Source organism: Saccharophagus degradans 2-40 (assembly GCF_000013665.1).
Lineage (GTDB): Bacteria > Pseudomonadota > Gammaproteobacteria > Pseudomonadales > Cellvibrionaceae > Saccharophagus > Saccharophagus degradans.
Window position 1 is genome coordinate 2,162,212 of record NC_007912.1, and the last position, 21,842, is coordinate 2,184,053.

Below are 21,842 nucleotides of genomic sequence, written 5' to 3' on the forward strand. Positions count from 1 at the left end.
ACTAGATAAGTGTTTGCTAGATAATAGTAACTGGTTGCCTAAATTAGCTATCTAGAAACTTTTCAGCGTCTAGTGCAGCCATACAGCCAAAGCCAGCAGAGGTGATAGCTTGACGGTAAATATGGTCGGCAACGTCACCTGCAGCAAACACGCCTGGCACGCTTGTGGAAGTTGCTTCGCCATTTAGGCCGCTTTTGATCACAATGTAGCCATCTTTCATTTCCAGTTGGCCTTGGAAAATGTCGGTATTGGGCTTGTGGCCAATGGCGATAAATACGCCTGATGCGTCGATTTCTTGGGTTGAGCCGTCGATGCTAGATTTTAAGCGCGCGCCGGTTACACCGCTATCATCGCCTAGAACTTCGTCTAGATTTTGGTTCCACATAATTTTAACGTTGCCGTTTTTCTCTTTAGCGAAAAGACGCTCTTGCAAGATTTTCTCAGAGCGCAAGCTATCGCGACGGTGTACAAGAGTTACTTCGCTAGCAATGTTAGATAGGTATAGCGCTTCTTCAACAGCGGTATTACCACCACCTACAACAATCACTTTTTTATCGCGATAGAAAAAGCCGTCACAGGTTGCACACGCAGATACGCCTTTACCCATGAATGCTTCTTCAGAAGGCAAGCCGAGGTACTGTGCGGATGCGCCAGTTGAAATAATAAGCGCGTCACAAGTGTAAGTGTTGTTGCCTTTAAGGGTGAAAGGGCGCTTGCTGAGATCGCATTCGTGGATGTGGTCAAAAATAATGTCGGTATCAAAACGCTCTGCGTGTTGTTGCATTTGCACCATCAAGTCTGGGCCTTGTAGGTCTGCAACGCCGCCAGGCCAGTTTTCTACTTCAGTCGTGGTTGTTAGCTGCCCACCTTGTTGCATACCGGTGATAACAACGGGCTTTAAGTTGGCGCGTGCCGCATAGATGGCCGCAGTGTAACCTGCAGGGCCAGATCCAAGGACAATCACTTGATGGTGCTGTACGTCAGTCATGATTTTGGTTCCAATAGTATGTTTTGGGCTGCATCATAAGTGATTTCACCTATGCCAGCCATTTATTGTGATTTATGTATCTGATAGTCAAACGCTATCTTTTGTTTTGTGCGAAAAGCAAACAGCTTAACGCGTTGTATTTATAGCAATAGTTCCCTGAACGTAGGGTCAAAAAAGGGGTACAATGCGCGTCAAATTAACAGGGTAACCGTTTTGAGTAAAAAAGAATCTATCCAAACCGCAGAGCAGGGAGTACATTCCAGCCGATTACTGCTAATTGTGCGCGAAGGTTTATTGTTGGCGCTAATTGCTGCCTGTGCTTACCTTGCGCTCGCCTTGTTCACCTATAGCCCTAACGACCCAGGTTGGTCTATTACGGGTACTGGCGCCCCGATAGAAAATGCCGGCGGCCCAGCAGGGGCAATGCTAGCAGATATTTTCTTATCCTTGTTTGGCCGTTTAGCCTACTTGTTCCCAATTTTGCTAGCTTATCAGGTGTGGTTGCAGTTGCGAGACCGCAGCGGGCTGCCTTTTGACCCAATTATCCTACTGTTGCGCTTTGTTGGCCTGTGCTTGGTTATGGTTGCAGGCACCGGCATTGCTGTAATGCAGTACGGCATTGCTAGCGAAGCACTTCCTTTTTCATCTGGCGGTTACCTTGGCCTCACTGTCGCCACCGCGATTGACGGCACGTTTGGCTACATTGGCGGTACATTGTTGCTGCTTTCTACCTTCTTGTTTGGTCTCACAATATTTGTCGACATCTCATGGCTTGCGGTAATGGATTGGATTGGTGCAAAGGTTGTGCAGTTTTCTGGCTATCTTCAGCATCGGTTCATTGTATGGCGCGCAAACTCTAAGGAAAGAAAACAAGTAAAAGAAGCCGTGCAGAAACGTAAAGAAGCCGTAAAAATACAGGTAAAGAAGGAGGAGAAGCGCATACCCCCTACCATTACGCCGCCTAAAAAGCGCGAGGAGCCAAGCGTACGGGTTCAAAAAGAGAAGCAGCAAAAACTTAAATTTGATGACAACGAAGTTGTTGGTGAACTGCCTCCAATCGATTTGCTAGATGCCGGCGAAAAGCGCTCAGATAAAGGTTTCTCGGAAGAGTCGCTAGAGGCTATGAGTAGGCTTCTAGAAATAAAGCTAAAAGATTTTGGTGTAATTGCCGAAGTGACGGCAGTGTTGCCGGGGCCGGTTGTTACTCGCTTTGAAATTCAGCCAGCAGCAGGTGTAAAGGTAAGCAAAATTACCAACCTTGCAAAAGATTTGGCGCGCTCGCTGGCGGTTAGCAGTGTACGTGTGGTTGAGGTGATTCAGGGCAAGTCGGTTGTTGGGGTGGAAATTCCTAACGAGCACCGCGAAATGGTGCGCTTAAGTGAAGTTATTGCTTCTGAAGTGTACGAAAAGTCCAAGTCGCCGCTAACACTGGCCCTAGGTCACGATATTTCGGGCGAACCAATTGTTGCCGATCTTGCCAAAATGCCGCATTTGTTGGTTGCGGGTACCACGGGTTCTGGTAAGTCGGTGGGGGTTAACTCTATGTTGGTCAGTATGCTTTATAAAGCTACTCCCGAAGAGTTACGCCTTGTATTGGTCGACCCGAAAATGTTGGAGCTTTCGGTTTACGACGGTATTCCACATTTGCTCACACCGGTAATTACCGATATGAAAGAAGCCGCAACTGGCTTGCGCTGGTGTGTGGGGGAAATGGAACGTCGCTATAAGTTAATGTCTAAGCTAGGCGTACGCAATATTGCCGGCTACAACAAAAAAGTTCGCGATGCCAAAAAAGCTGGCGAGCCTATTTTAGACCCACTGTGGTCGCCTGAAGACGATGGCGTGGTAGAAATAGAAGGCGCTACCGCCCCAGAGTTAGATACCTTGCCCTTTATTGTGGTGGTTATCGACGAATTTGCCGACATGATTATGATTGTAGGCAAAAAAGTAGAGCAGTTAATTGCGCGTATTGCACAAAAAGCACGTGCCGCGGGTATTCATTTAGTGCTTGCTACGCAGCGGCCGTCGGTGGATGTAATTACTGGTTTAATTAAGGCGAACGTGCCTACGCGCATGGCGTTTCAGGTTTCATCCAAAATTGATTCGCGCACAATTTTAGATCAAGGTGGGGCGGAGCAATTACTTGGTCACGGTGACATGTTGTTCTTGCCGCCGGGTACTGCACACACAGTGCGTGTGCATGGCGCGTTTATTGACGATCACGAAGTGCACAACGTGGTTAACGATTGGAAAAAACGCGGCGAGCCAAATTATTTAGATGAAATATTTAGCGAATCGGTAGATAGCATCCCCGTGCCTGGGTTTAGCAATGAGGGCGACGAGGGCGGTGGTGACCCCGAATCAGACGCATTGTACGACCAAGCGGTGGCAATTGTTACTGAGTCGCGCAAAGCAAGTATTTCTTCGGTACAGCGTAAATTAAGAATTGGTTATAACCGCGCCGCGCGTTTAATTGAGCAAATGGAAGCGGCAGGGGTAGTAACCGAAATGGGCAACAATGGCAGCCGCGAAGTTTTGGCGCCACCACCGCCTAAACGGTAAAAACAGTTATTAATAGCTCGCAAAGCTAAGGTTATGTGTATGCGTTTAACGAAAGTTTGTTTGGTGGCTGTAACTATGTTGGTAGCCACAGTTGTACGAGCTGATGATATTGATGCGTTGATAGGTAAGCTTGATCAATTTAATACGGTCAGCGGTAAGGCAATGCAGGTAATCACCTCGGCAGACGGGGAAGAAATACAAAAAACGGAGAGCGAATTTAAAATTTTACGCCCCGGGTATTTTTACTGGCGAACACTGCCTCCGTACGAGCAAATAATTGTTTCTAACCCAGACACCATCTCGGTGTACGACCCAGATTTAGAGCAAGTAAGTATTTATCAATCTGAAAAAATGCGTAATAGCCCCGCAAGTATTCTTTCGGGCAACCGAAGTGCGATAGAAAAGCAGTTTAAAGTAACCAAAAGCGGTGCGAGTAACGATAAAAAAAGCACCAGCTTTGAGTTAAGTTATTTAGATACTGCAAATGCCGATTTTAAGAAGTTGACTGTTACTTTCAAGAAAGACCAGCTTGCGTCAATTGTTATGCACGATATGCTCGATCAAGTTACATCTATTACTTTCGGTAAAGTCAATACTAAAGCTGCGCTTACCCCCGCACAGTTTGAATTTACGCCGCCCGCTGGTGTAGATGTAATTATCGAATAGAGTTATGTCTAGCCAAAACCTCTTCGATACTGCGCCGCTGCATCAGCCATTGGCTGCCCGTATGCGGCCGCGTACGCTAAAAGAATATATGGGGCAAACCCATCTGCTAGGCAAGGGTAAACCTTTGCGATTGGCTTTAGAGCGCGGCCAAATTCACTCTATGATTTTATGGGGCCCACCAGGGGTGGGTAAAACCTCGCTCGCACGTTTATTGGCCAATGAAATACAAGGCCACTTTATAGCCATATCGGCGGTGTTGTCTGGGGTAAAAGAAATTCGCGCAGCGGTTGCCGAAGCCGAGCAACAGCGCAATATGTACGGTCGCACCACGGTGTTGTTTGTGGATGAGGTGCACCGCTTTAATAAATCCCAGCAAGATGCTTTCTTACCTTACGTTGAAGATGGCACCGTTGTATTTGTTGGCGCAACAACAGAAAACCCCTCGTTTGAGGTTAATAATGCATTGCTTTCCCGCTGCAGGGTTTATGTGCTTAAGGGATTTACCCAACAAGATTTAACCGAGCTTTTGCAAAGTGCACTCGCCGATACCAAGCGCGGTTTGGGTGCGCGCGAGTTGAATGTGGCTGAAGATGGGGCGAATTTACTTATTCAGGCCGCTGATGGCGACGCTCGGCGCTTGCTCAACCTATTGGAAATAGCCTCCGATTTAGTCGAAGATGGCGAGTGTATCGACCTAGATATACTTACTCAGGTGGTAACTGGTGATTTTCGCCGCTTTGATAAGGGCGGCGATATCTTTTACGAGCAGATATCCGCATTGCATAAGTCTGTGCGCGGGTCCGACCCTCATGCAGCCCTGTATTGGTTTGCCCGAATGCTCGATGGCGGCTGCGACCCGCTATACATTGCCCGCAGGGTAGTGCGTATGGCGAGCGAAGATATAGGCAATGCCGACCCGCGTGGCCTGGCAATTGCAACCTCAGCGTGGGATGTGTTCACGCGATTGGGTAGCCCAGAGGGAGAACTGGCTATAGCGCATGCAATTGTTTACCTAGCTGCAGCACCTAAAAGTAATGCTGTGTATAATGCGTTCAACGCTGTAATGGCAGATGTTAAAAGCTCGCCTAGCCACCCAGTGCCCAATCACTTGCGCAATGCACCAACTGGCATGATGAAAGATTTGGGGTTCGGCGAAGGCTACAGGTACGCGCATAGCGAAGAGGGCGGTTTTGCAGCTGGGGAAAACTACTTTCCAGATGAGTTAGAGCCCCGAGCGTATTACCAGCCAGTTGAGCGCGGCTTAGAAATTAAAATTGCCGAAAAACTACGTAATTTGCGCAGTTTAAATGAGCAAGCCCGGCACGATAAATCAGATTAACTTAATCGCTGTTGCGTAGCATGCGGTTAACTAAAATGTAAGGCTGACTATTTTGACTTCTGCTGTACCTGCAACATCGCTTATTTTATGGCTCGCAGTTGCGCTAGGCGGGGCGCTTGGCGCACTGGCACGCTACAGTGTTTCTATTGCGTGGATGCCGGCGCAACTTAAGTTTCCTGTTGCGACATTAACAGTAAACGTATTGGGCTCTTTTTTAATGGGCGTGTTCTACGTTGTTATTGTAGAAAAAGCCATGCTGGCACCAGTGTGGCGCCATGTAATAATGATTGGATTTTTAGGTGCGTTTACCACCTTTTCTACCTTTTCAATCGAATCGCTACACCTGTGGCAAAGTGGCCATTGGCAAATAGCAATTAGCTATGTTGTAGCGAATGTAGTATTAAGCATCTCGGCGGTCGTTGTGGCCATCGTATTAACCGAAAAACTAGTATAAGTGTTTAAATCATGTTGGACCCGAAATTACTTCGCAATCAATTAAACGATGTAGCCGAAAATTTAAAAAAGCGTGGCTATGAATTAGATACCCAAGCGTTTACAGCGTTAGAAGAGCGCCGTCGCACATTGCAAACTGCGTGCGAATCGTTGCAGCAAGAGCGTAATACCCGCTCTAAAAATATTGGTAAAGCAAAAGCCGCGGGTGAAGATATTGGCCCATTGCTGCAAGAAGTTGATAACTTGAAATCGGCATTGGCTGAAGCCGAGCAAAACCTGCAAGCATTGCAAGGTGAGTTGGAAGCGTTGGTTTCTGCTATTCCAAATATGGTGCACGATGATGTGCCTGCCGGTAAAAGTGAAGACGACAACGTAGAGATTAGTAAGTGGGGCGAGCCAAAAACCTTCGACTTTGAAGTGCAAGACCACGTAGATGTGGGTGCAGCCATTGGCGGTTTAGATTTTGAAACGGCTACTAAAATTACTGGCGCGCGTTTTTCGTTAATGCGTGGCGATATTGCAAGCATGCACCGTGCGCTTACTCAGTTAATGCTCAATACACACATTGATGAGCACAAATACGAAGAAGTATATGTGCCTTATATTGTGAATAAAGATTCACTCTATGGTACCGGCCAATTGCCAAAGTTTGAAGAAGATCTGTTCAAACTTACCGACGATCGCGAGTTCTATTTAATTCCCACCGCAGAAGTACCTGTTACCAATATTGCGCGCGGTGAAATTTTTGATGAGAGCCAATTACCTGTGCGATTTGTTGCGCACACACCATGTTTTCGTTCTGAAGCAGGTAGCTACGGTCGCGATACGCGCGGCATGATTCGTCAGCACCAGTTTGAAAAAGTAGAGCTTGTGCAGTTGGTTAAGCCAGAAGACTCGCTCAACGCGTTAGAAGAGCTCACACAGCACGCCGAAGCTATATTGCAAAAACTGGGCTTACCTTATCGTAAAGTAGTGCTGTGCGGCGGCGACATAGGCTTTAGTGCGACGAAAACCTACGACCTAGAAGTGTGGATTCCTTCGCAGGGTAAGTACCGCGAAATTTCTTCGTGCAGTTGTTTTGGTGATTTCCAAGCGCGCAGAATGATGGCCAGATACCGCAATAGCGAAACCAATAAGCCAGAATTACTGCACACCATTAACGGTTCTGGTTTGGCTGTGGGCCGTACATTGGTAGCTGTTTTAGAAAACTATCAGCGCGAAGATGGCAGTGTAGAAATCCCTGCTGCTTTGCAACCGTATATGAATGGTAAAACGGTTATTGCTAAGGCTTAGTTGGTAACCAACTAACGGTTTAGCTAATTGTTTAGTTAGCTGTTTAGCTTACTCCTGTTACGCAATCGCCCCGTTAAAATGGGGCGATTTTGTTTTTACTCTCTTCCGTTTTAATAAGCTATATTTTTACAATAACTCAGCCTTTGCAGGCTAGGCGCATACTGTGTTGTGTGAAAGTTGCTAACAATATTGGCTTGTATTAATACCCTTAGGTTACAGCTATGGATTATCTACCCCTCTTTTTCGATTTAAAAGCTAAGCCATGCTTAATAGTAGGTGGCGGAACAATAGCCACGCGTAAAGCGCGCTTATTACATAAAGCGGGCGCTAAGCTACATGTTGTTGCGCCAAAGGTTTCGGAAGAGCTAGAGAAGCTTGTTGCTGCGTCTAATGGCAAGGTGTTTAAGCAAGAGTACGATCAAACGTTTCTAGACGATGTGATTTTGGTTATCTCTGCAACCGATATCGATGCGGTAAATAGCGTTGTGGCGGCAGATTGTCACGCAATTAAATTACCGGTGAATGTGGTCGATAGCCCCGCATTGTGCAGCGTGATAATGCCGGCCATTATTGATCGTTCGCCCCTAATTATTGGGGTAACCAGCGGCGGCGAAGCGCCTGTGTTGGCGCGCCGTGTGCGCAGTATGCTGGAAAGCTCCATTCCCGCTGCGTATGGCCAATTGGCACAGCTGGCCAGTAAATTTCGTCAGCGCGCAAAGGACGTATTCGAAAATGGCGATTTGCGTAGACGCTTTTGGGAAAATATTTTAAATGGCCCCATTGCCGAAAAAGTACTGGGCGGTAACTTGGCAGCTGCAGAGCAGTTAATTGAGGCGCAGTTAGATAGTGCATCGGTAGAAAAAACGGGTGAAGTCTATTTAGTGGGGGCAGGCCCAGGCGACCCAGATTTGCTTACCTTTAAGGCGCTGCGATTAATGCAGCAAGCAGAAGTGGTGCTTTACGATAGGCTGGTATCGGAACCTATTTTAGAAATGACTCGCCGCGATGCCGAGCGTATTTATGTAGGTAAAAAGCGCGCCGAGCACGCGGTACCGCAGCAAAAAATCAACCAAATGCTGCTAGAGCTGGCACAGCAGGGCAAGCGCGTATTGCGCTTAAAAGGCGGCGACCCGTTTATTTTTGGCCGTGGCGGCGAAGAAATAGACCTGCTCGCCGAGCACAAAATCCCATTCCAAGTGGTGCCTGGTATTACGGCCGCGTCTGGCTGCGCCAGCTATTCTGGTATTCCTCTTACGCATCGCGATTACTCGCAGTCTGTACGTTTTATTACTGGTCATTTACAAGAAGGTAAAGAGAATTTCCGCTGGTCTGAGTTTGTCGATAAACAGCAAACGTTGGTGTTTTACATGGGTTTAGCGGGGCTAGAAACTATCTGCAGTAAGTTAATTGAGTATGGCAAATCGCCAAGTACACCAGCGGCCTTAATTGAGCGCGGCACGCTGCCTGAGCAGCGCGTACATGTGTCTGATTTAGCTGGACTGGCGGCAAAAATAGAGGGTTTGGACGTTCATGCGCCAACTTTACTGATTATTGGTGATGTAGTTCGCTGTCACGAAAAATTAAATTGGTATAAATAATAACCGTAATCGGCCGATATAAGCTTATAGGGCATGTTATTTGCCTATAAGCTTAACAACTAGTTGGTGTATTGTTGGTGTAACAATGGTTAATTCAATCACTCCCACACACCCTACAATGGGTACAAAGACGCCTGCGCGTAAAGACCAAGCCGCTCCCTCGGATGGTATTAGCGGCGAGCGTCAGCCTGTGGGCAGCCCCAAAAAGCCATTTATCGAGCGTCGAAAAAACCAAGATAGACGCTCGCGGCAAGGCAGTAAGCGGCCAGTGTACGATATGCGCATTAGCAAGAAGGGCCGCAGAAAAACAGATCGCGGCGGCATACCCTCAATAGAAACAGAGGCTTAATCGTTACTCGACGATAAACCTCATCACGTCTTTCCAGCTAAGTACACCTATAAGCTGCTCGTTTTCATCTACAACGGGCAGTAGGCTTACTTTTTTCTCTAGCATAAGTTTGCCCGCTTCGCGCACGGGTCTATCTACCCGAATGGTTACCGGTTTTTTACTCATTATTTGCTTGGCTTGGCGCGAAAGGGTGAACGTGTCCTTTGCTTCTTCCGCTTTGGTGTTTACGAAAGGGCTAATATTTCTAAGCACATCTCTGTCAGATACAACGCCAATTAGCTTATCTGCTTCTACAACCAATACGTGGTGAATGGGCAGCGTGGCAAAAATTTTGCTCAACCGTCCAACAGTATCTGTCGGGGCAGCGGTTATTAAGCGCGTTGTCATCATTTTCTTTATAGACATACAGTACTCAACCCTTGGCTATGCCTTAAGTTTAGTAAAGTTAGCAAAACTGTCCACTAGGCCACACAAGTGGCGTGTGCGTAGGAATAAGGTGCAGTTTGGGGCTGATACACTAGGTGTAATAGCGGCGGCTTATGGGGGGAAAGAGGGCTATTTGTGAGGTTTGTTAAGGGCGCGTTTTTCGGCGCGTTCTTTCCAGCGTTTGCTTACATTCCAGCGCCACATCCAGTTAATGGTTACGTAGCCTAAACAGCTAAAGAAAAAGCTGGCAATAATGCAGCCCAATAGCAGCGGTTGCCAATAGTGCGCAAAATCGGTTTGCAGCCATTCCCACGTAAGCTCAAAATGAAATTTTTGCGGGGGGTGGTCTAATAGGCGCGCCCCAAGCTTATAGGCCGCGTAGAAAATAATGGGGAAGGTAAGCGGGTTACTTATCCAAACTAACGCAATGGTGATGGGCAAATTGCAGCGCAGTACGAGTGCTGCAAGCGCTGCCAGCGGTACCTGGCCAGGAATGGGTAAAAAAGTGATAAACAAGCCAGCGAAAAAAGCGACAGCTACAGAGTGGCGATTTAGATGGAAAAGGTAGGGGTCGTGCAACAATACACCAAGAAACTTGAGCGCAGGATTATTGCGAATCTTTACGGGGTCTGGAATCCAGCTCTTAAAGATTTTTCTAGGCATGTATAAGGCTTACCAAAACTCTAGGGATATTGTGAACCCTACATCAGAGGGTAAATTCGCTGGAATTTGCAACGTTATTGCTGAGCATTGTTTTAAACGGGCGCTATTATGCCGTGTAGTGCTACCTTGTGCCAGTGATCTTTGACCTAGGTTAAGTTTGGCAATACTATTCGTAACTGGCTGTGCGCAAGGATAGTGCATAAAAATCACGCTTTAAGGTGTATTACGAGTATCGGCTGCCTTCTACCCTAATACAGATGCCAGTATAGGTGCAAAGATAGGAGCAAATAGCTTAGATTGGAGGCAAGGAATGCCAAATAGCTTACTACTGTGTTTTTTAATCCCTCTAGGGGCTGTGGTTTGGCTGCCATCCGCGCCATGCTCTCTCTCAACAGCCGTTATTGTTATTCTCTCTTTAGTGGGGTTATACCTCTTTCTCCATTTTCTTCGATATTTACAAAGCGTACGCATTGTAATTGCTATGCTATTGGCTGCCTTACTTGGCGTGAGCATGGGGGTTGCACGTATTTCCCATGTAGTAAATGCGCAGTTACCCGTAGAGCTTGAGCTGCAAGATTTAAACGTACACTTTGAGGTTGCGTCTTTGCCGCAGGTAGGTGCGCTAAGCACGCGGTTTATTGCCAAGCCTGTGTCTATCGCATGTACAGAGACTGTGAGCCTTGCTCAGCCGTTAAAATGTAAAGCGCTTACGCCTTGGCGGGAATCTATTAGGCTGTCTTGGTATGGTGCACCCGCGTTAGAGGTTGGGCAGCAGTGGCAGGTAACCGTGCGGTTGCGTAAACCTCGGGGCCTTGTAAATACCGATGGCTTTGATTATCACGCGTGGTTGTTACAGCAGGGCATTATGGCAACCGGCTATGTGCGCACTAAAGATAAAGTTGTAAATGTTTCGCAACTTGCAAGTGGGCTTGCAACGTTTGAAGCGCGTCGCCAGTGGTTAGATAATGCGTTTACCAAAGCCGAAAACAAGCTGCGCCATCACGATTTAATGCGGGCCTTGGCGTATGGCGATAAATCGCATATTAATACTGCGCGCTGGGCAGTATTAAACAAGTCTGGCACCGTGCATTTAATGGCGATATCTGGCTTACATATCGGGTTAATTGCCACTTTAGGTTGGTGGTTTGGCTTTGGGCTATTAAAAGCCAGTGCTAGATTACATCGATCCTCTTATTTTGTACTTGCCTTGCCTTTTATTTTTTCAATTTTATTTTCATTTTTTTATGCGGGGTTAGCAGGCTTTGCGGTGCCTACTATGCGGGCGCTTATTATGGTGGTTGCAGTTAACTTTGCGCTAATAACAGGCAAATATTTTAGCGGTGTACGTATATTAATAATTGCTGCCATTGTTGTTGTGCTGGTAGACCCATTTGCGTTTTTATCTGCAGGGTTTTGGTTAAGCTTTGGTGCGGTTGCGTGTCTGTTTTTTAGTTTTACTGCAAAACCTGCTGCGTTTGCTACAAATGTTGAAACAACCAAGGCTTTTGCTAGCGCAAGTAAAATACTGCGCGGTGCTAAAGCGCTAATGCTCATGCAGTGGCAGTTATTTGTTGGGTTATTCGTGCTTTTAATTGTGCTTGGCCAGCAAATTAGCTGGGTAAGTCCGTTTGCTAATGTTGTGGCTGTACCGGTTGTATCTATTTTGGTCGTGCCTTTGGTTCTATTGGCTAGTGTACTGTTTTCTATTTGGGAATGGGGTGCGCTCGGTTGTTTGCAGGTTGCGGATACACTCTTAGCTATAGTGCTTTGGTGGTTGAATTGGGTGGTAGATATTCAAAATACACTGCCTGTATTTAATCTATCGCTTTCTACACCGGCTAAATGGCTGGCATTTTTTGCAACGGTTTTAATTTTATTGCCACGTGCACTGGCATGTAGAGCACTCGGAGTTGCCATTGCTGTATGTGTTTTCTTTGATCAATCATCCAAACCAGATAAGTTTGTTGTAACTGTGCTAGATGTGGGGCAGGGGTTGTCGGTATTAGTTGAATCGCCATCGGCTAATTTTTTATACGATGCCGGCGCAGCTTTTTCCGACGATTTTGATATGGGGTCGCGGGTTGTTTACCCAGTAATAAAAAGTAAAGGCATACCCCAGCTAGATGCTGTATTTGTAAGTCATTCAGATAACGATCACGCAGGTGGGGTGGGGCCGCTGTTAAATTTAATGCCCGCATCTAAGGTCATTGCATCGGCTTTAGGTTTAGAAAAAACAACGCACCTTATAAATCAAACCGCACTTTTAAATACGCCGTTAGCTACCTGTGCTGCCGGTGAGCATTGGCAGCTAGGGGAGCTTTCTGTTTCGCCTATATGGCCGCCTTCTATGCCCGCGTTAATACCGTCTTTTGTGAAGCAGGATATAAATAATCAATCCTGTGTGCTGTTGGTTACTTTCCAAAATAGAAAAATATTGCTGCCAGGCGATATAGATAAAACAGTCGAGCGCCATTTAATAGCGAGTGGGTTGCTACCAACAAAAGTGGATTTGCTTGTGGCTGCGCATCACGGTAGCAAAACATCCTCATCTAAAGAGTTTATAGATACCGTAAACGCCAGCTATGTGGTGTATAGCGCAGGCTATAAAAATAGGTATCACCACCCAAGTGCAGTGGTTGCTAAACGCTTTGATAAAGCGGGTGCAATTACATTTAATACTGCCTTAGATGGAGCTGTAGAATTTGTGTTTACTGCAGCAGCGAGTGAGATTGATGAGGTCCGTGAACGCGTCGTGTTAATGGAAGAAGAGAAGGGCGATCAAGTGAGAGTTAATACTGCGCGATCTAGCCGCAAGCGATTGTGGTTCTGATATAGCGCTATTTGACCTTTTTGAGTAAAAACGGCCCGCTCACAGCTTAGATTAATTTCTAATATGGTTTATATGTGAAGTGATGGTTTATATGTCTTTTCCCTCGTCATTCTAAGCAGTTAGACGCGTTAACTACAACTAAAGAATGGGTTGGTGTGACTTTAATGTGTATGTAAATGCTGTTACATCAGCGTTACAGCTACGTTACATCACTTGAGCTTATTGCTTATAACTAGTTGAAATATAAAGGGAAATTACAAAACGCATATAAAGTACTTTAATAGTATAAATTAGTGTGAGTGAGTAATATTTGTGTGCCGTTTCAGTGGCTATGTTGCAATTTCTAGCCTCATTGTTTGCGGAGGCTTCCCTTGTTTGTTGCACCTACGCAGCTCTAAGCAGGGGAATAAAATAATCATAAAAATGAGAGTACAAATATGAAAAAACTTATCCTTATGGTGGCGCTGTTGGCTTTTAGTGTTAGTTCTTTTGCTGCACTGTCTTCAGGCCGCTACATTATTGTTTCTAAACTTAATGGCAACGCGTTAGATGTAGATAGCTTTAGCACCGCAGATGGCGCCAATGTTATGCAGTGGTTTGCTTTGGGTGGTGTGAACCAGCAGTTTGACGTGGCAGTGCTTAGCGATGGCAGTTACTCCATACGACCAGTGCACAGCGGTAAGTCATTAGATGTATATGCGTGGAACGCAGACGATGGTGCGGAACTTCGTCAGTGGGCATACACAGGCGCAGATAACCAACGTTGGTATATCGATAATCAAAGTGGCGATTACTATTCAATTACGTCTAAATTTAGCGGGCGCGCATTGGATGTATGGGGTATGAGTATGTACACCGGCGCAGATGTCCGCCTTTATTCATATTGGGGCGGCGCGGGGCAGCTGTGGACCTTCCAAAAGGTAGGTAGCTCAAGTGAGTGTTACGCAGGTGCTACGTTAACAAACCGCTTTGTGGATTGTGGCGGCAAAACAATAGGCCTTAGTTGTGTAGGCGATAGTGAAACTCAAGGCGCGGTGCTAACCCTTAAAAACTCGTCCATTCGCAATGTTAAGTTGGCTGCAAACGGTGGTGCGGATGGCATTCACTGCACTAGTGGCAACTGCACATTAGCCGACGTTGTTTGGAACGATATTTGTGAAGATGCTGCCACGAATAAGTCTGAAGGTGGCACCCTGACTATTGTGGGTGGTTCGGCGTATAACTCTACTGGCGGGTATGGTGGTACACCGGATAAAATTTTTCAGCACAACTCGAAAAACAGCACAACAATTGTTGCCGGCGGCTTCACTGCATATGGTACCCACGGTAAGTTGTGGCGCTCGTGTGGTAACTGTACAAACAACGGCGGTCCGCGTAATTTACTGGTTTATAGCGTGAATATTGACGCAAGTATTGGCGCAATTGCTGGTGTTAACCGCAATTACGGCGATAGAGCGACCATTCGCGACCTAAAAATAAAGAATTATTCTTCTGGCAGCCCGCATGTGTGTGACGAATATCAAGGCGTACAGAAGGGCAATTCTTCTACAAAATATGGCGAGTACTGGAATACCGCAAGTTGTGATGTTTCGCGGTCAGATGTAAGTGGGCTTTAATTTACTTACATTTAATTAAAGTAATTATCTAAACATAGAAAGGGCACATGTGTGCCCTTTTTTTGATATCAAAAAACCAACATATTAGGTGCTAGCTTTATTGGTTAACTTGTTACGGTAAGCTGTGAACCTTATCGCCAATAGGGTTAGAGAAAATATAGCCATCGTGGGCATCCCAGTTTATCGACCACGTCATTACACCGTTAAATGACGGGTATATGCCGCCGGCGTCGATAGTGCCGCAATGTGTTCCTCGGGTAATACAATCCAATGCGTCCATGATTGCTTGGTTAGTTGCCAAGCCAGAGCCAGCAGAGCTTGGGCCAGAAGGTAAGCCTAGTGATACCTGATCTGGTCGCAAACCTTGGAAGTAACCGCCATCGCCCGTATTAAAGCCTTCTATAAGCATACGTGCAGAGGCAACCATCATATCTACTGAGCCTGCAGGGAACGTTTGCGGGTTATAAGGCGATAGGATGCCGCCATTGTTATACAGCTGCACATGCAGTAGATCCAACTGATCGCGCAGCGCATCAATAATTGGCAAATACGCACCCCAAATTCCTGAGTAAGCAATGTAGCCACCTTGTACATAAGGATGCTCTGGTGCCATGGTTAACACCATACCGCCTACATTGGCATCAATGGTGCGCAGCGACGTAATGAGGCGCGCTTGAATTTGCGAGCCGTGCAAAAGTTGCGAGCCGCTTTCTAAATCTATGTCTACACCATCGAATCCCCACTCGTTAATTAAGTTAGTTAAGCTGTTAACAAAATTAACTTCGTCGGCATCGGTGTTTAAGGTTATGGTGCCTTCTGCGCCACCAAGCGATAACACAAATACTTTACCTTGTGCCTGTAGCGCACGCATATCGGCTTTGAATTGTTCTGCATTCATTGCTGGGCAGTTGCCTGTACCGGGGAACAAATTAAAGTGTACGGTACCATTGCTTGCTGGGTCGTTATCGGCAAAGGCAATGTCAATTACGTCCCACTTATCCGACATTTCACTTAAGCGCATTGGGCAGCCTGCGCCGTTAACAAAATTGTGCCAGTAGCCTACAAGTGAGTGTGCAGGCACCTTTCCGCCACCCACACCGCCGGATGACGACGAGCTGCTAGAGCTTGATGAACTGGATGAGCTAGACGAGCTTGAGCTGCTAGAGGAGGTGGAAGACGAGCTAGATGAAGAGGATGACGTACCACAAGTACCTACGTGGTTCCAAGCATGCTCCCACGCCCAGCCTTGACCTGGCTCATAGGCGCCACCCAATTTACACCAACCGGGTACAACACAGCTGTATAAATTTTCTAAGTTGGTTACAACATCGCCGGTGTTATATGCGGTGTTTTCTGCAAAGACGGGGGCGTCTGTACAGCTGCCGCCAGAACTGGATGAGCTGGATGAACTTGAAGAGGTGCTACTGGAAGAGCTTGAAGATGAGCTGCTAGAGCTTGAACTACTGCTGGACGAGCTGGAACTGCTGCTAGAGCTACTTGAGCTAGACGATGAAGAGCACTGATCTATAAATTTCCACTCTTGCCATTGGCCTGAATGGCTTGTCGGGTCTGCACCCTGTGTCCACCACTGGGCGGTGTACTTACTGTTGGCGTGTTTTACCGAGGTGCCACCGGTATAGGCTGTGCTGCTATTCCAGTCGGTGAGGTCACTGCAATTGGTTGCTGCGAATGCATTGTTTGCTGCTAAAGCTAGCCCTGCAACGGCTAAAGTTTTTTTAAACATACGAACCCCTAAAAAGCGTTATTGCTAACGCAAATAAAGTGAATTCCAGTAGTGTTTACTCTGGAATTGAATGGTTTGAGGTACTGCTTTTTAGGTTTTTTCTGGTGCTAAGTTTTATTAATTTTATACGCTTTTAGCTGCTGTATGCGCTTAAAAGTCGTTATTGCGTCTATTCTCGGCTAGCGCAGAGGTAGTTTTACTGTATTTGCGACAACGTTGTCAATTATCTTTTGGCTATGGTGTTGGCTGGTTTTAAGTTTGGAATGTTATTTGTGATGGTTTTGGTGGTTTTAGTGAATGAATAGGCAGGTGAGTTGATACAGGTTAAAACGCACTTATCGTTTAGGGTATGTGAAAATTGTACGCCAACAGGGCAAAGGGTATGATGCAGAAAAGAATAACTCGGCAAATGGAAAGATACATGCTTCAAGTTTTTGCAAATAGGGCTGTTGCGCAATTTAATAAGGCGGCTAGCACAATAAATAGCCGTTACGAAGTTAAAGAAAATATTCGCTTTAGCTATTGGTGCAAATTTTATGGCGAAAACCCCGATGAGCAAGAAACAGATATACAGCTAATAGATGCCAGTGTTTACAATGCCTTAGAAAGTAAAAGCAGCGTTGCAAAGCAGTTAAAAAAACACGGTATTGAGGATGTGTTTCCAGCCACATTTACGTCGGTTGAAGACGCCTTAGCGCATAAAGACCCTGTGGATATTTGGTTTGTTAAGCCTAGCCATCTTTCTGGTGGTCGCGGTATTCAGGTTATAGCCCACCAGCAATTAAAAGACTTTGAGCTGCCAAAATTCAACATATTACAGGCGGGTATAGAAAACCTAGGGTTAATTGATGGCCGCAAAGCCGTTGGACGCGTGTATGTGCTTTTGTGGAATGGCGGTGTTTATTTATTTGATGAAGGCTTTATATTGTTGCACGGCCCTAAATATCAAAAGGGCAGTACAGATTATTCCGTACAGGTAGATCACAAAGGGTACGAAGATACCAATAGTGCAGTAACGCTTACGCTAGCCTCTGAATATAAAGAAACAAAAGGTTTGGCAGACAAAGCGAAAGCGCCGTTAAGAAAGATATTGCCAATATTGCAAGACACGTTAAAAGCCACCAGCCCTACACGTTATATTATGTTAGGTATAGATGTAATGCCGTTAGACAATGGCGAAGTAAAGTTTATAGAAATTAACGCTATTCCTAATTTTAATCACAACGCTAATGTTAATACCCATTTAAATACGCCATTTTTTACCGAAGCAATAAAGGGCATGATTGGCTTGGGAAGCGATAGATTAACTAAGATTACCGGTTCGGCGTTTGGGGATGGTGTGCGTAAGGTGTTTGGTAAAAAAGGCCTGTAAAAATAGCGGTATTAATGGCTTGAATGTTTTGAATAACAATTAGCGGTGTTTAAATTATATTCAAATATTTGAAATTAAAGCCAGTTGGTATAAAAAAGCCCCTGCAACACTGTGTTGTAGGGGCTTATTAGTTTTTGCCGAGCAAGTAATATTATTTAGGTGCAAATTTGCGCTTGTATATTAATAGGCCAGTGAATAGCACAATTAATACTATTGGGAAGAGCGATATATTGGCTAAAGTGGATTGGCCCGCTGCCAGTTCAGCCGCTTCACCTACTAAGCCATTGGCTAACGCATCTGCTCTGGCGGATTCTAACCAGCCGCCTATTACTGGGCTCCACATACTTACAGAAAACATACCCACACCACCAATAAGGGACATGCCAAGCGCGCCAGTTTTAGGGCAGTTTTCGCCAACAAACCCAATCATAGTTGGCCAAAAGTAAGTTACGCCAAGAGCAAAAATAATGGCAGCAGCATAAACCAATGGGCCAGATGCAATACTCATTAGGTAAATACCTAAAAATGCCATTATTGCAGAAAATAACAAAACACCAGCTGGGTTGAATGCGTGAATAATGGGGCCAGCAAAGTATCGACCCACTGCCATTAAGCCTGTCACCATAGCGAGAATCAACATGGGGTGGGCACCAGAGTTACCTAGTATGCGCTCAATCCATTGCTGTGTACCTAGCTCTGTGGTGGCGGTTAGGGTCATACAGATAAGCATAAAAATATAAAGTGGGGTAAATAAAGCGCGCAAATTAATGGCGGTATCTACTTCGGTATTTTCCATTTCTGGGAAGGTTTGGCCAAATATCATGTAGCCGTAAACGATTGTTGGCAGCAACATAATGGCAATTTTTATTTCCCATCCCATGCCTAACTGGCTCAAGCCCGCTGACATAAGTGCACCAATCACAATACCCCCAGGGAACCAAACGTGAAAGCGGTTGAGCATAGTGGTTTTGTTTTTGTGGTAAATGTCGGCGATGAGTGGGTTACACGCTGCCTCTACCGAACCATTCGCAAAACCAATACAGAAAGTACTAATTATAAGCGTCCAAAATCCGCTGGCAGTAATAGTAAGTATTAAACCTAGTAGGTGGCCTGCGAATGCTATGTACATTAACTTCTTTGGGCCAATAAAGTTATAGATTAAGCCGCCCACCATGGTGGCAACAGGGAAGCCTAAAAAGGCCATACCTGCAATCCAGCCGAGCTGTACATCAGTTAAATCAAATTTCATTGCGAGCTCGGTCATAATGCCGGCTCTCACACCAAGTGTCATAGCGGTTACAACAAGTGCAACGCAGCTGGCACTAAATATGCGCCCTCGATTAATGGTTGTCATAGTGTAGCGACCTTTATTTGTTATTGTGATTTACGTTGAATAAGAGTTGGTCCAAATTAGATTTTTTTTAAAACTACAGCCCCAAAATTTTATTATTTAACGCTTCGTCTGCCCCTGTTGCAGCAAAGTCATCAAAGGCTTTTTCTGCGCGACGAATAATGTGATCGCGTATAAAAGGTGCGCCTTCTGCTGCGCCATCTTCAGGGTGTTTTAAGCAGCACTCCCATTCCAATACAGCCCAGCCATCGTAGCCGTGTTGGGTGAGTTTGCTAAAAATACTTACAAAATCGGTTTGCCCATCGCCTAGGCTTCTGAAGCGACCAGGGCGATCTATCCAGCTTTGGTAACCACCGTAAACGCCACTTTTGGCAGAAGGGGTAAACTCGGCATCTTTAACGTGAAACGCTTTAATGCGCTCGTGATACACGTCGATAAAACCAAGGTAATCCATTTGCTGTAACACCATATGGCTGGGGTCGTACAAAATGTTGGCACGCGCGTGGTTGCCAGTGGCTTCTAAAAATCGTTCGAAAGTAATGCCATCGTGTAAGTCTTCGCCTGGGTGCAATTCGTAGCATGCGTTTACGCCGCACTCTTCGAATACATCTAGTATGGGTACCCAGCGTTTGGCAAGTTCGGTAAAACCTTGTTCTACTAAGCCTGCAGGTCGTTGTGGCCAAGGGTAGAAGGTGTGCCACAGCAAAGCGCCAGAAAAAGTTGCGTGTGCCGTTAGCCCTAAGCGTTGGCTGGCTTTAGCGGCATACTTTACTTGGTCTACCGCCCATTGGGTGCGGGCAGTAGGGTTGTTGCGAACTTGTTCGGGAGCAAAGCCATCAAACATTAAATCGTAAGCGGGGTTAACGGCTACTAGTTGCCCCTGAAGGTGAGTAGAAAGCTCGGTAATTGCTAAACCGTGCTCAGCGCATTTGCCTTTTAATTCATCGCAGTAGGTTTGGCTTTCGGCGGCGGTTTTTAAATCTATTACACGTGTATCCCATGTGGGTAATTGCACACCTTCGTAACCTAACGATGCGGCCCAAGCTAATATGGAATCCAGCGAATTGAACGGGGCTTGGTCACCTAAAAATTGCGCTAAAAATATAGCAGGCCCTTTAATTTGATTTGCCATTGCTTTGCTCCTCGTAATGGTTTTATTGCTGTGCGTTGGCGATAACTTTATTTATATCTAGCCACACATTGCCGTCTGCGCTGCTGGTTACAACCGCTTGTATAAACGCCATACCGTTAATGGCGTCTTCAATGCCTGGTACACCTTCTATTGGCGTAATCCCATTGCCTTTATTGGTTCGCGTTTGTTTAACCGCAACAGAAAAGTTGGTGTAAAGGTTGGCAAAGGCTTCTAGGTAGCCTTCAGGGTGGCCGGCGGGCGTTCGCGTATTGTGTTGAGCGGTGTTACCTAAATATCCCCAGCCTGCGCGTACGGTTTCTGCGGGCTTATCTGCCCACTTTAAGGTGAGGGTGTTCGGGTTCATTTGGTGCCATTCTAAGCCGCCTTTGGTGCCGTATACACGAATGGTTAAATTGTTTTCTTCCCCAACGCTTATTTGGCTGGCAACGAGTACACCACGGGCACCATTTTCAAATCGTAAAAGTACCGAGCCATCGTCGTCTAGTTGTCGGCCAGGTACTACCGCAGCTAGGTCTGCCAGCACGCGGGTTATATTAGAACCTGTAATGGTTTCGGCTAAATTGGCTGCGTGCACACCAATATCGCCCATGCAACAGCTGATGCCTGCTTGTTTGGGATCGATGCGCCACGAAGCTTGCTTGCTTGCTTCCGCTTCACTGTCGGCCAGCCAGCCTTGATTGTATTCGACTAATACCTTGGTAATTTTGCCTAAGTCGCCACGCGCTACACGCTCGCGTGCTTCGTGCACTATGGGGTAGCCGGTGTAGGTGTGAGTTACGCCAAAAAGTAAGCTTGTTTTTTCTATGGCAGCTTTAAGTAGCAAGCTTTCTTGTAAAGTAAATGTAGCGGGCTTTTCACACATAACGTGAAAACCTGCTTCTAGTGCTGCAATAGCAATGGGGTAGTGCAGGTGGTTTGGTGTAACAATGGCAACGAATTCCATGCGCTCTTCTGCGGGGAGTTTTGCCTCTGCTTCGAACATTTTTATATAGCTTTCATAAACTCGTGATGTGGGTAAATAAAGCGCGCGGCCTGCCTCTGTGGATTTTTCTGGCTGACTGCTAAATGCACCGCATACAAGCTCTATTTCGCCGTCTATTCGCGCGGCCATGCGATGTACGTCGCCTATAAATGCCCCAGGGCCGCCGCCCACTAACCCCATTCTTACTTTCGACATATTTCACTCCATTTAATGCGTTGTAGTGTGCAGCTTGTGTTTAACGCTGTTGCGCACTACAAATCTGGATAATTTTTATGTTAGCTATTGGTTTTTCTGTTTTATTAAAGTTTATTAAAGCGCAGCTTGCGCAGTGCCTCCCGCGAGGGGCAAGGGTAGAGTTTGAATCTAAGCCCGCCAAGCGTTTTGCGTTGAGCAAGCGATCAAACGCGGTTGGCGGGATAGATAAGTAAGTTTCAAACTACACTAGCTGTTACTGCAC

The 21,842-nt window shown here is 46.2% G+C and carries 17 protein-coding genes; 10 read left to right on the top strand and 7 right to left on the bottom strand.

What is annotated here, in order from left to right; translation table 11 throughout:
• Positions 1 to 43: 43 nt before the first annotated feature.
• Positions 44 to 988, bottom strand: coding sequence for a thioredoxin-disulfide reductase (gene trxB / locus SDE_RS08850; protein WP_011468172.1), 945 nt, complete (start codon positions 986 to 988; stop codon positions 44 to 46).
• A 213-nt stretch (positions 989 to 1,201) separates the two neighbouring features.
• Here trxB and SDE_RS08855 point away from each other — a divergent pair, with 213 nt between their 5' ends.
• The 7 genes from SDE_RS08855 (at position 1,202) to SDE_RS08885 (ending at position 9,248) form a co-directional block, all read left to right on the top strand.
• Positions 1,202 to 3,550, top strand: a complete 2,349-nt coding sequence (locus tag SDE_RS08855; RefSeq protein WP_011468173.1) for a DNA translocase FtsK — start codon at positions 1,202 to 1,204, stop codon at positions 3,548 to 3,550.
• 39 nt (positions 3,551 to 3,589) lie between these two features.
• On the top strand, positions 3,590 to 4,216 hold the full coding sequence (lolA, locus tag SDE_RS08860) for an outer membrane lipoprotein chaperone LolA (RefSeq protein ID WP_011468174.1): 627 nt from the start codon (positions 3,590 to 3,592) through the stop codon (positions 4,214 to 4,216).
• A 4-nt stretch (positions 4,217 to 4,220) separates the two neighbouring features.
• The gene (locus SDE_RS08865) at positions 4,221 to 5,555 is read left to right on the top strand and encodes a replication-associated recombination protein A (protein WP_011468175.1); all 1,335 of its coding nucleotides are present in this window, start codon (positions 4,221 to 4,223) and stop codon (positions 5,553 to 5,555) included.
• 52 nt (positions 5,556 to 5,607) lie between these two features.
• Positions 5,608 to 6,009 carry a fluoride efflux transporter CrcB gene (gene crcB, locus SDE_RS08870; RefSeq protein WP_049762607.1) on the top strand — a complete coding sequence of 134 codons (402 nt, stop codon included), beginning with the start codon at positions 5,608 to 5,610 and terminating at the stop codon, positions 6,007 to 6,009.
• 11 nt (positions 6,010 to 6,020) lie between these two features.
• Positions 6,021 to 7,301: a serine--tRNA ligase gene (gene serS, locus SDE_RS08875; RefSeq protein WP_011468177.1), complete on the top strand. Its 1,281-nt coding sequence runs from the start codon at positions 6,021 to 6,023 to the stop codon at positions 7,299 to 7,301.
• A 221-nt stretch (positions 7,302 to 7,522) separates the two neighbouring features.
• Positions 7,523 to 8,899 (top strand): siroheme synthase CysG, encoded by a 1,377-nt coding sequence (cysG, locus tag SDE_RS08880; RefSeq protein WP_011468178.1) that lies wholly within the window; start codon positions 7,523 to 7,525, stop codon positions 8,897 to 8,899.
• 85 nt (positions 8,900 to 8,984) lie between these two features.
• A complete protein-coding gene (locus tag SDE_RS08885; protein WP_011468179.1) occupies positions 8,985 to 9,248 on the top strand; it encodes a hypothetical protein in 264 nt (87 codons plus the stop codon).
• A 3-nt stretch (positions 9,249 to 9,251) separates the two neighbouring features.
• Here SDE_RS08885 and SDE_RS08890 read toward each other — a convergent pair whose 3' ends face one another.
• Both SDE_RS08890 and SDE_RS08895 read right to left on the bottom strand, forming a co-directional pair.
• The gene (locus SDE_RS08890; protein WP_011468180.1) at positions 9,252 to 9,653 is read right to left on the bottom strand and encodes a CBS domain-containing protein; all 402 of its coding nucleotides are present in this window, start codon (positions 9,651 to 9,653) and stop codon (positions 9,252 to 9,254) included.
• Between the two features lie 150 nt (positions 9,654 to 9,803).
• Positions 9,804 to 10,337, bottom strand: a complete 534-nt coding sequence (locus SDE_RS08895) for a DUF2062 domain-containing protein (RefSeq protein WP_011468181.1) — start codon at positions 10,335 to 10,337, stop codon at positions 9,804 to 9,806.
• A gap of 310 nt (positions 10,338 to 10,647) precedes the next feature.
• On the opposite strand from SDE_RS08895, the gene SDE_RS08905 reads away from it, so the two are divergent.
• Both SDE_RS08905 and SDE_RS08910 read left to right on the top strand, forming a co-directional pair.
• The gene (locus tag SDE_RS08905; RefSeq protein ID WP_011468182.1) at positions 10,648 to 13,167 is read left to right on the top strand and encodes a DNA internalization-related competence protein ComEC/Rec2; all 2,520 of its coding nucleotides are present in this window, start codon (positions 10,648 to 10,650) and stop codon (positions 13,165 to 13,167) included.
• A gap of 437 nt (positions 13,168 to 13,604) precedes the next feature.
• Positions 13,605 to 14,783, top strand: a complete 1,179-nt coding sequence (locus SDE_RS08910; protein ID WP_011468183.1) for a pectate lyase — start codon at positions 13,605 to 13,607, stop codon at positions 14,781 to 14,783.
• A gap of 112 nt (positions 14,784 to 14,895) precedes the next feature.
• Here SDE_RS08910 and SDE_RS08915 read toward each other — a convergent pair whose 3' ends face one another.
• The gene (locus tag SDE_RS08915) at positions 14,896 to 16,527 is read right to left on the bottom strand and encodes a chitinase (RefSeq protein ID WP_011468184.1); all 1,632 of its coding nucleotides are present in this window, start codon (positions 16,525 to 16,527) and stop codon (positions 14,896 to 14,898) included.
• Positions 16,528 to 16,948: 421 nt separating this feature from the next.
• On the opposite strand from SDE_RS08915, the gene SDE_RS08920 reads away from it, so the two are divergent.
• Positions 16,949 to 17,899, top strand: a complete 951-nt coding sequence (locus SDE_RS08920; RefSeq protein WP_041324490.1) for a hypothetical protein — start codon at positions 16,949 to 16,951, stop codon at positions 17,897 to 17,899.
• A gap of 151 nt (positions 17,900 to 18,050) precedes the next feature.
• On the opposite strand, the gene SDE_RS08925 is transcribed toward SDE_RS08920, so the two are convergent.
• The 3 genes from SDE_RS08925 to SDE_RS08935 all read right to left on the bottom strand — a co-directional run bounded on the left by SDE_RS08925 (position 18,051) and on the right by SDE_RS08935 (position 21,580).
• The gene (locus SDE_RS08925; RefSeq protein WP_011468186.1) at positions 18,051 to 19,253 is read right to left on the bottom strand and encodes an MFS transporter; all 1,203 of its coding nucleotides are present in this window, start codon (positions 19,251 to 19,253) and stop codon (positions 18,051 to 18,053) included.
• 73 nt (positions 19,254 to 19,326) lie between these two features.
• Positions 19,327 to 20,382 carry a sugar phosphate isomerase/epimerase family protein gene (locus tag SDE_RS08930; protein WP_011468187.1) on the bottom strand — a complete coding sequence of 352 codons (1,056 nt, stop codon included), beginning with the start codon at positions 20,380 to 20,382 and terminating at the stop codon, positions 19,327 to 19,329.
• 22 nt (positions 20,383 to 20,404) lie between these two features.
• A complete protein-coding gene (locus tag SDE_RS08935) occupies positions 20,405 to 21,580 on the bottom strand; it encodes a Gfo/Idh/MocA family protein (protein ID WP_011468188.1) in 1,176 nt (391 codons plus the stop codon).
• Between the last annotated feature and the right edge of the window lie 262 nt (positions 21,581 to 21,842).

Excerpts from the sequence above, each read along its gene's own strand:
- SDE_RS08915 (WP_011468184.1), bottom strand. The coding sequence starts at position 16,527 with ATGTTTAAAAAAACTTTAGCCGTTGCAGGGCTAGCTTTAGCAGCAAAC.
- SDE_RS08910 (WP_011468183.1), top strand. The coding sequence starts at position 13,605 with ATGAAAAAACTTATCCTTATGGTGGCGCTGTTGGCTTTTAGTGTTAGT.
- SDE_RS08885 (WP_011468179.1), top strand. The coding sequence starts at position 8,985 with ATGGTTAATTCAATCACTCCCACACACCCTACAATGGGTACAAAGACG.
- trxB (WP_011468172.1), bottom strand. The coding sequence starts at position 988 with ATGACTGACGTACAGCACCATCAAGTGATTGTCCTTGGATCTGGCCCT.
- lolA (WP_011468174.1), top strand. The coding sequence starts at position 3,590 with ATGCGTTTAACGAAAGTTTGTTTGGTGGCTGTAACTATGTTGGTAGCC.
- serS (WP_011468177.1), top strand. The coding sequence starts at position 6,021 with ATGTTGGACCCGAAATTACTTCGCAATCAATTAAACGATGTAGCCGAA.
- SDE_RS08905 (WP_011468182.1), top strand. The coding sequence starts at position 10,648 with ATGCCAAATAGCTTACTACTGTGTTTTTTAATCCCTCTAGGGGCTGTG.
- SDE_RS08935 (WP_011468188.1), bottom strand. The coding sequence starts at position 21,580 with ATGTCGAAAGTAAGAATGGGGTTAGTGGGCGGCGGCCCTGGGGCATTT.
- cysG (WP_011468178.1), top strand. The coding sequence starts at position 7,523 with ATGGATTATCTACCCCTCTTTTTCGATTTAAAAGCTAAGCCATGCTTA.
- SDE_RS08895 (WP_011468181.1), bottom strand. The coding sequence starts at position 10,337 with ATGCCTAGAAAAATCTTTAAGAGCTGGATTCCAGACCCCGTAAAGATT.
- SDE_RS08930 (WP_011468187.1), bottom strand. The coding sequence starts at position 20,382 with ATGGCAAATCAAATTAAAGGGCCTGCTATATTTTTAGCGCAATTTTTA.
- SDE_RS08925 (WP_011468186.1), bottom strand. The coding sequence starts at position 19,253 with ATGACAACCATTAATCGAGGGCGCATATTTAGTGCCAGCTGCGTTGCA.
- SDE_RS08920 (WP_041324490.1), top strand. The coding sequence starts at position 16,949 with ATGCTTCAAGTTTTTGCAAATAGGGCTGTTGCGCAATTTAATAAGGCG.
- SDE_RS08865 (WP_011468175.1), top strand. The coding sequence starts at position 4,221 with ATGTCTAGCCAAAACCTCTTCGATACTGCGCCGCTGCATCAGCCATTG.
- SDE_RS08890 (WP_011468180.1), bottom strand. The coding sequence starts at position 9,653 with ATGTCTATAAAGAAAATGATGACAACGCGCTTAATAACCGCTGCCCCG.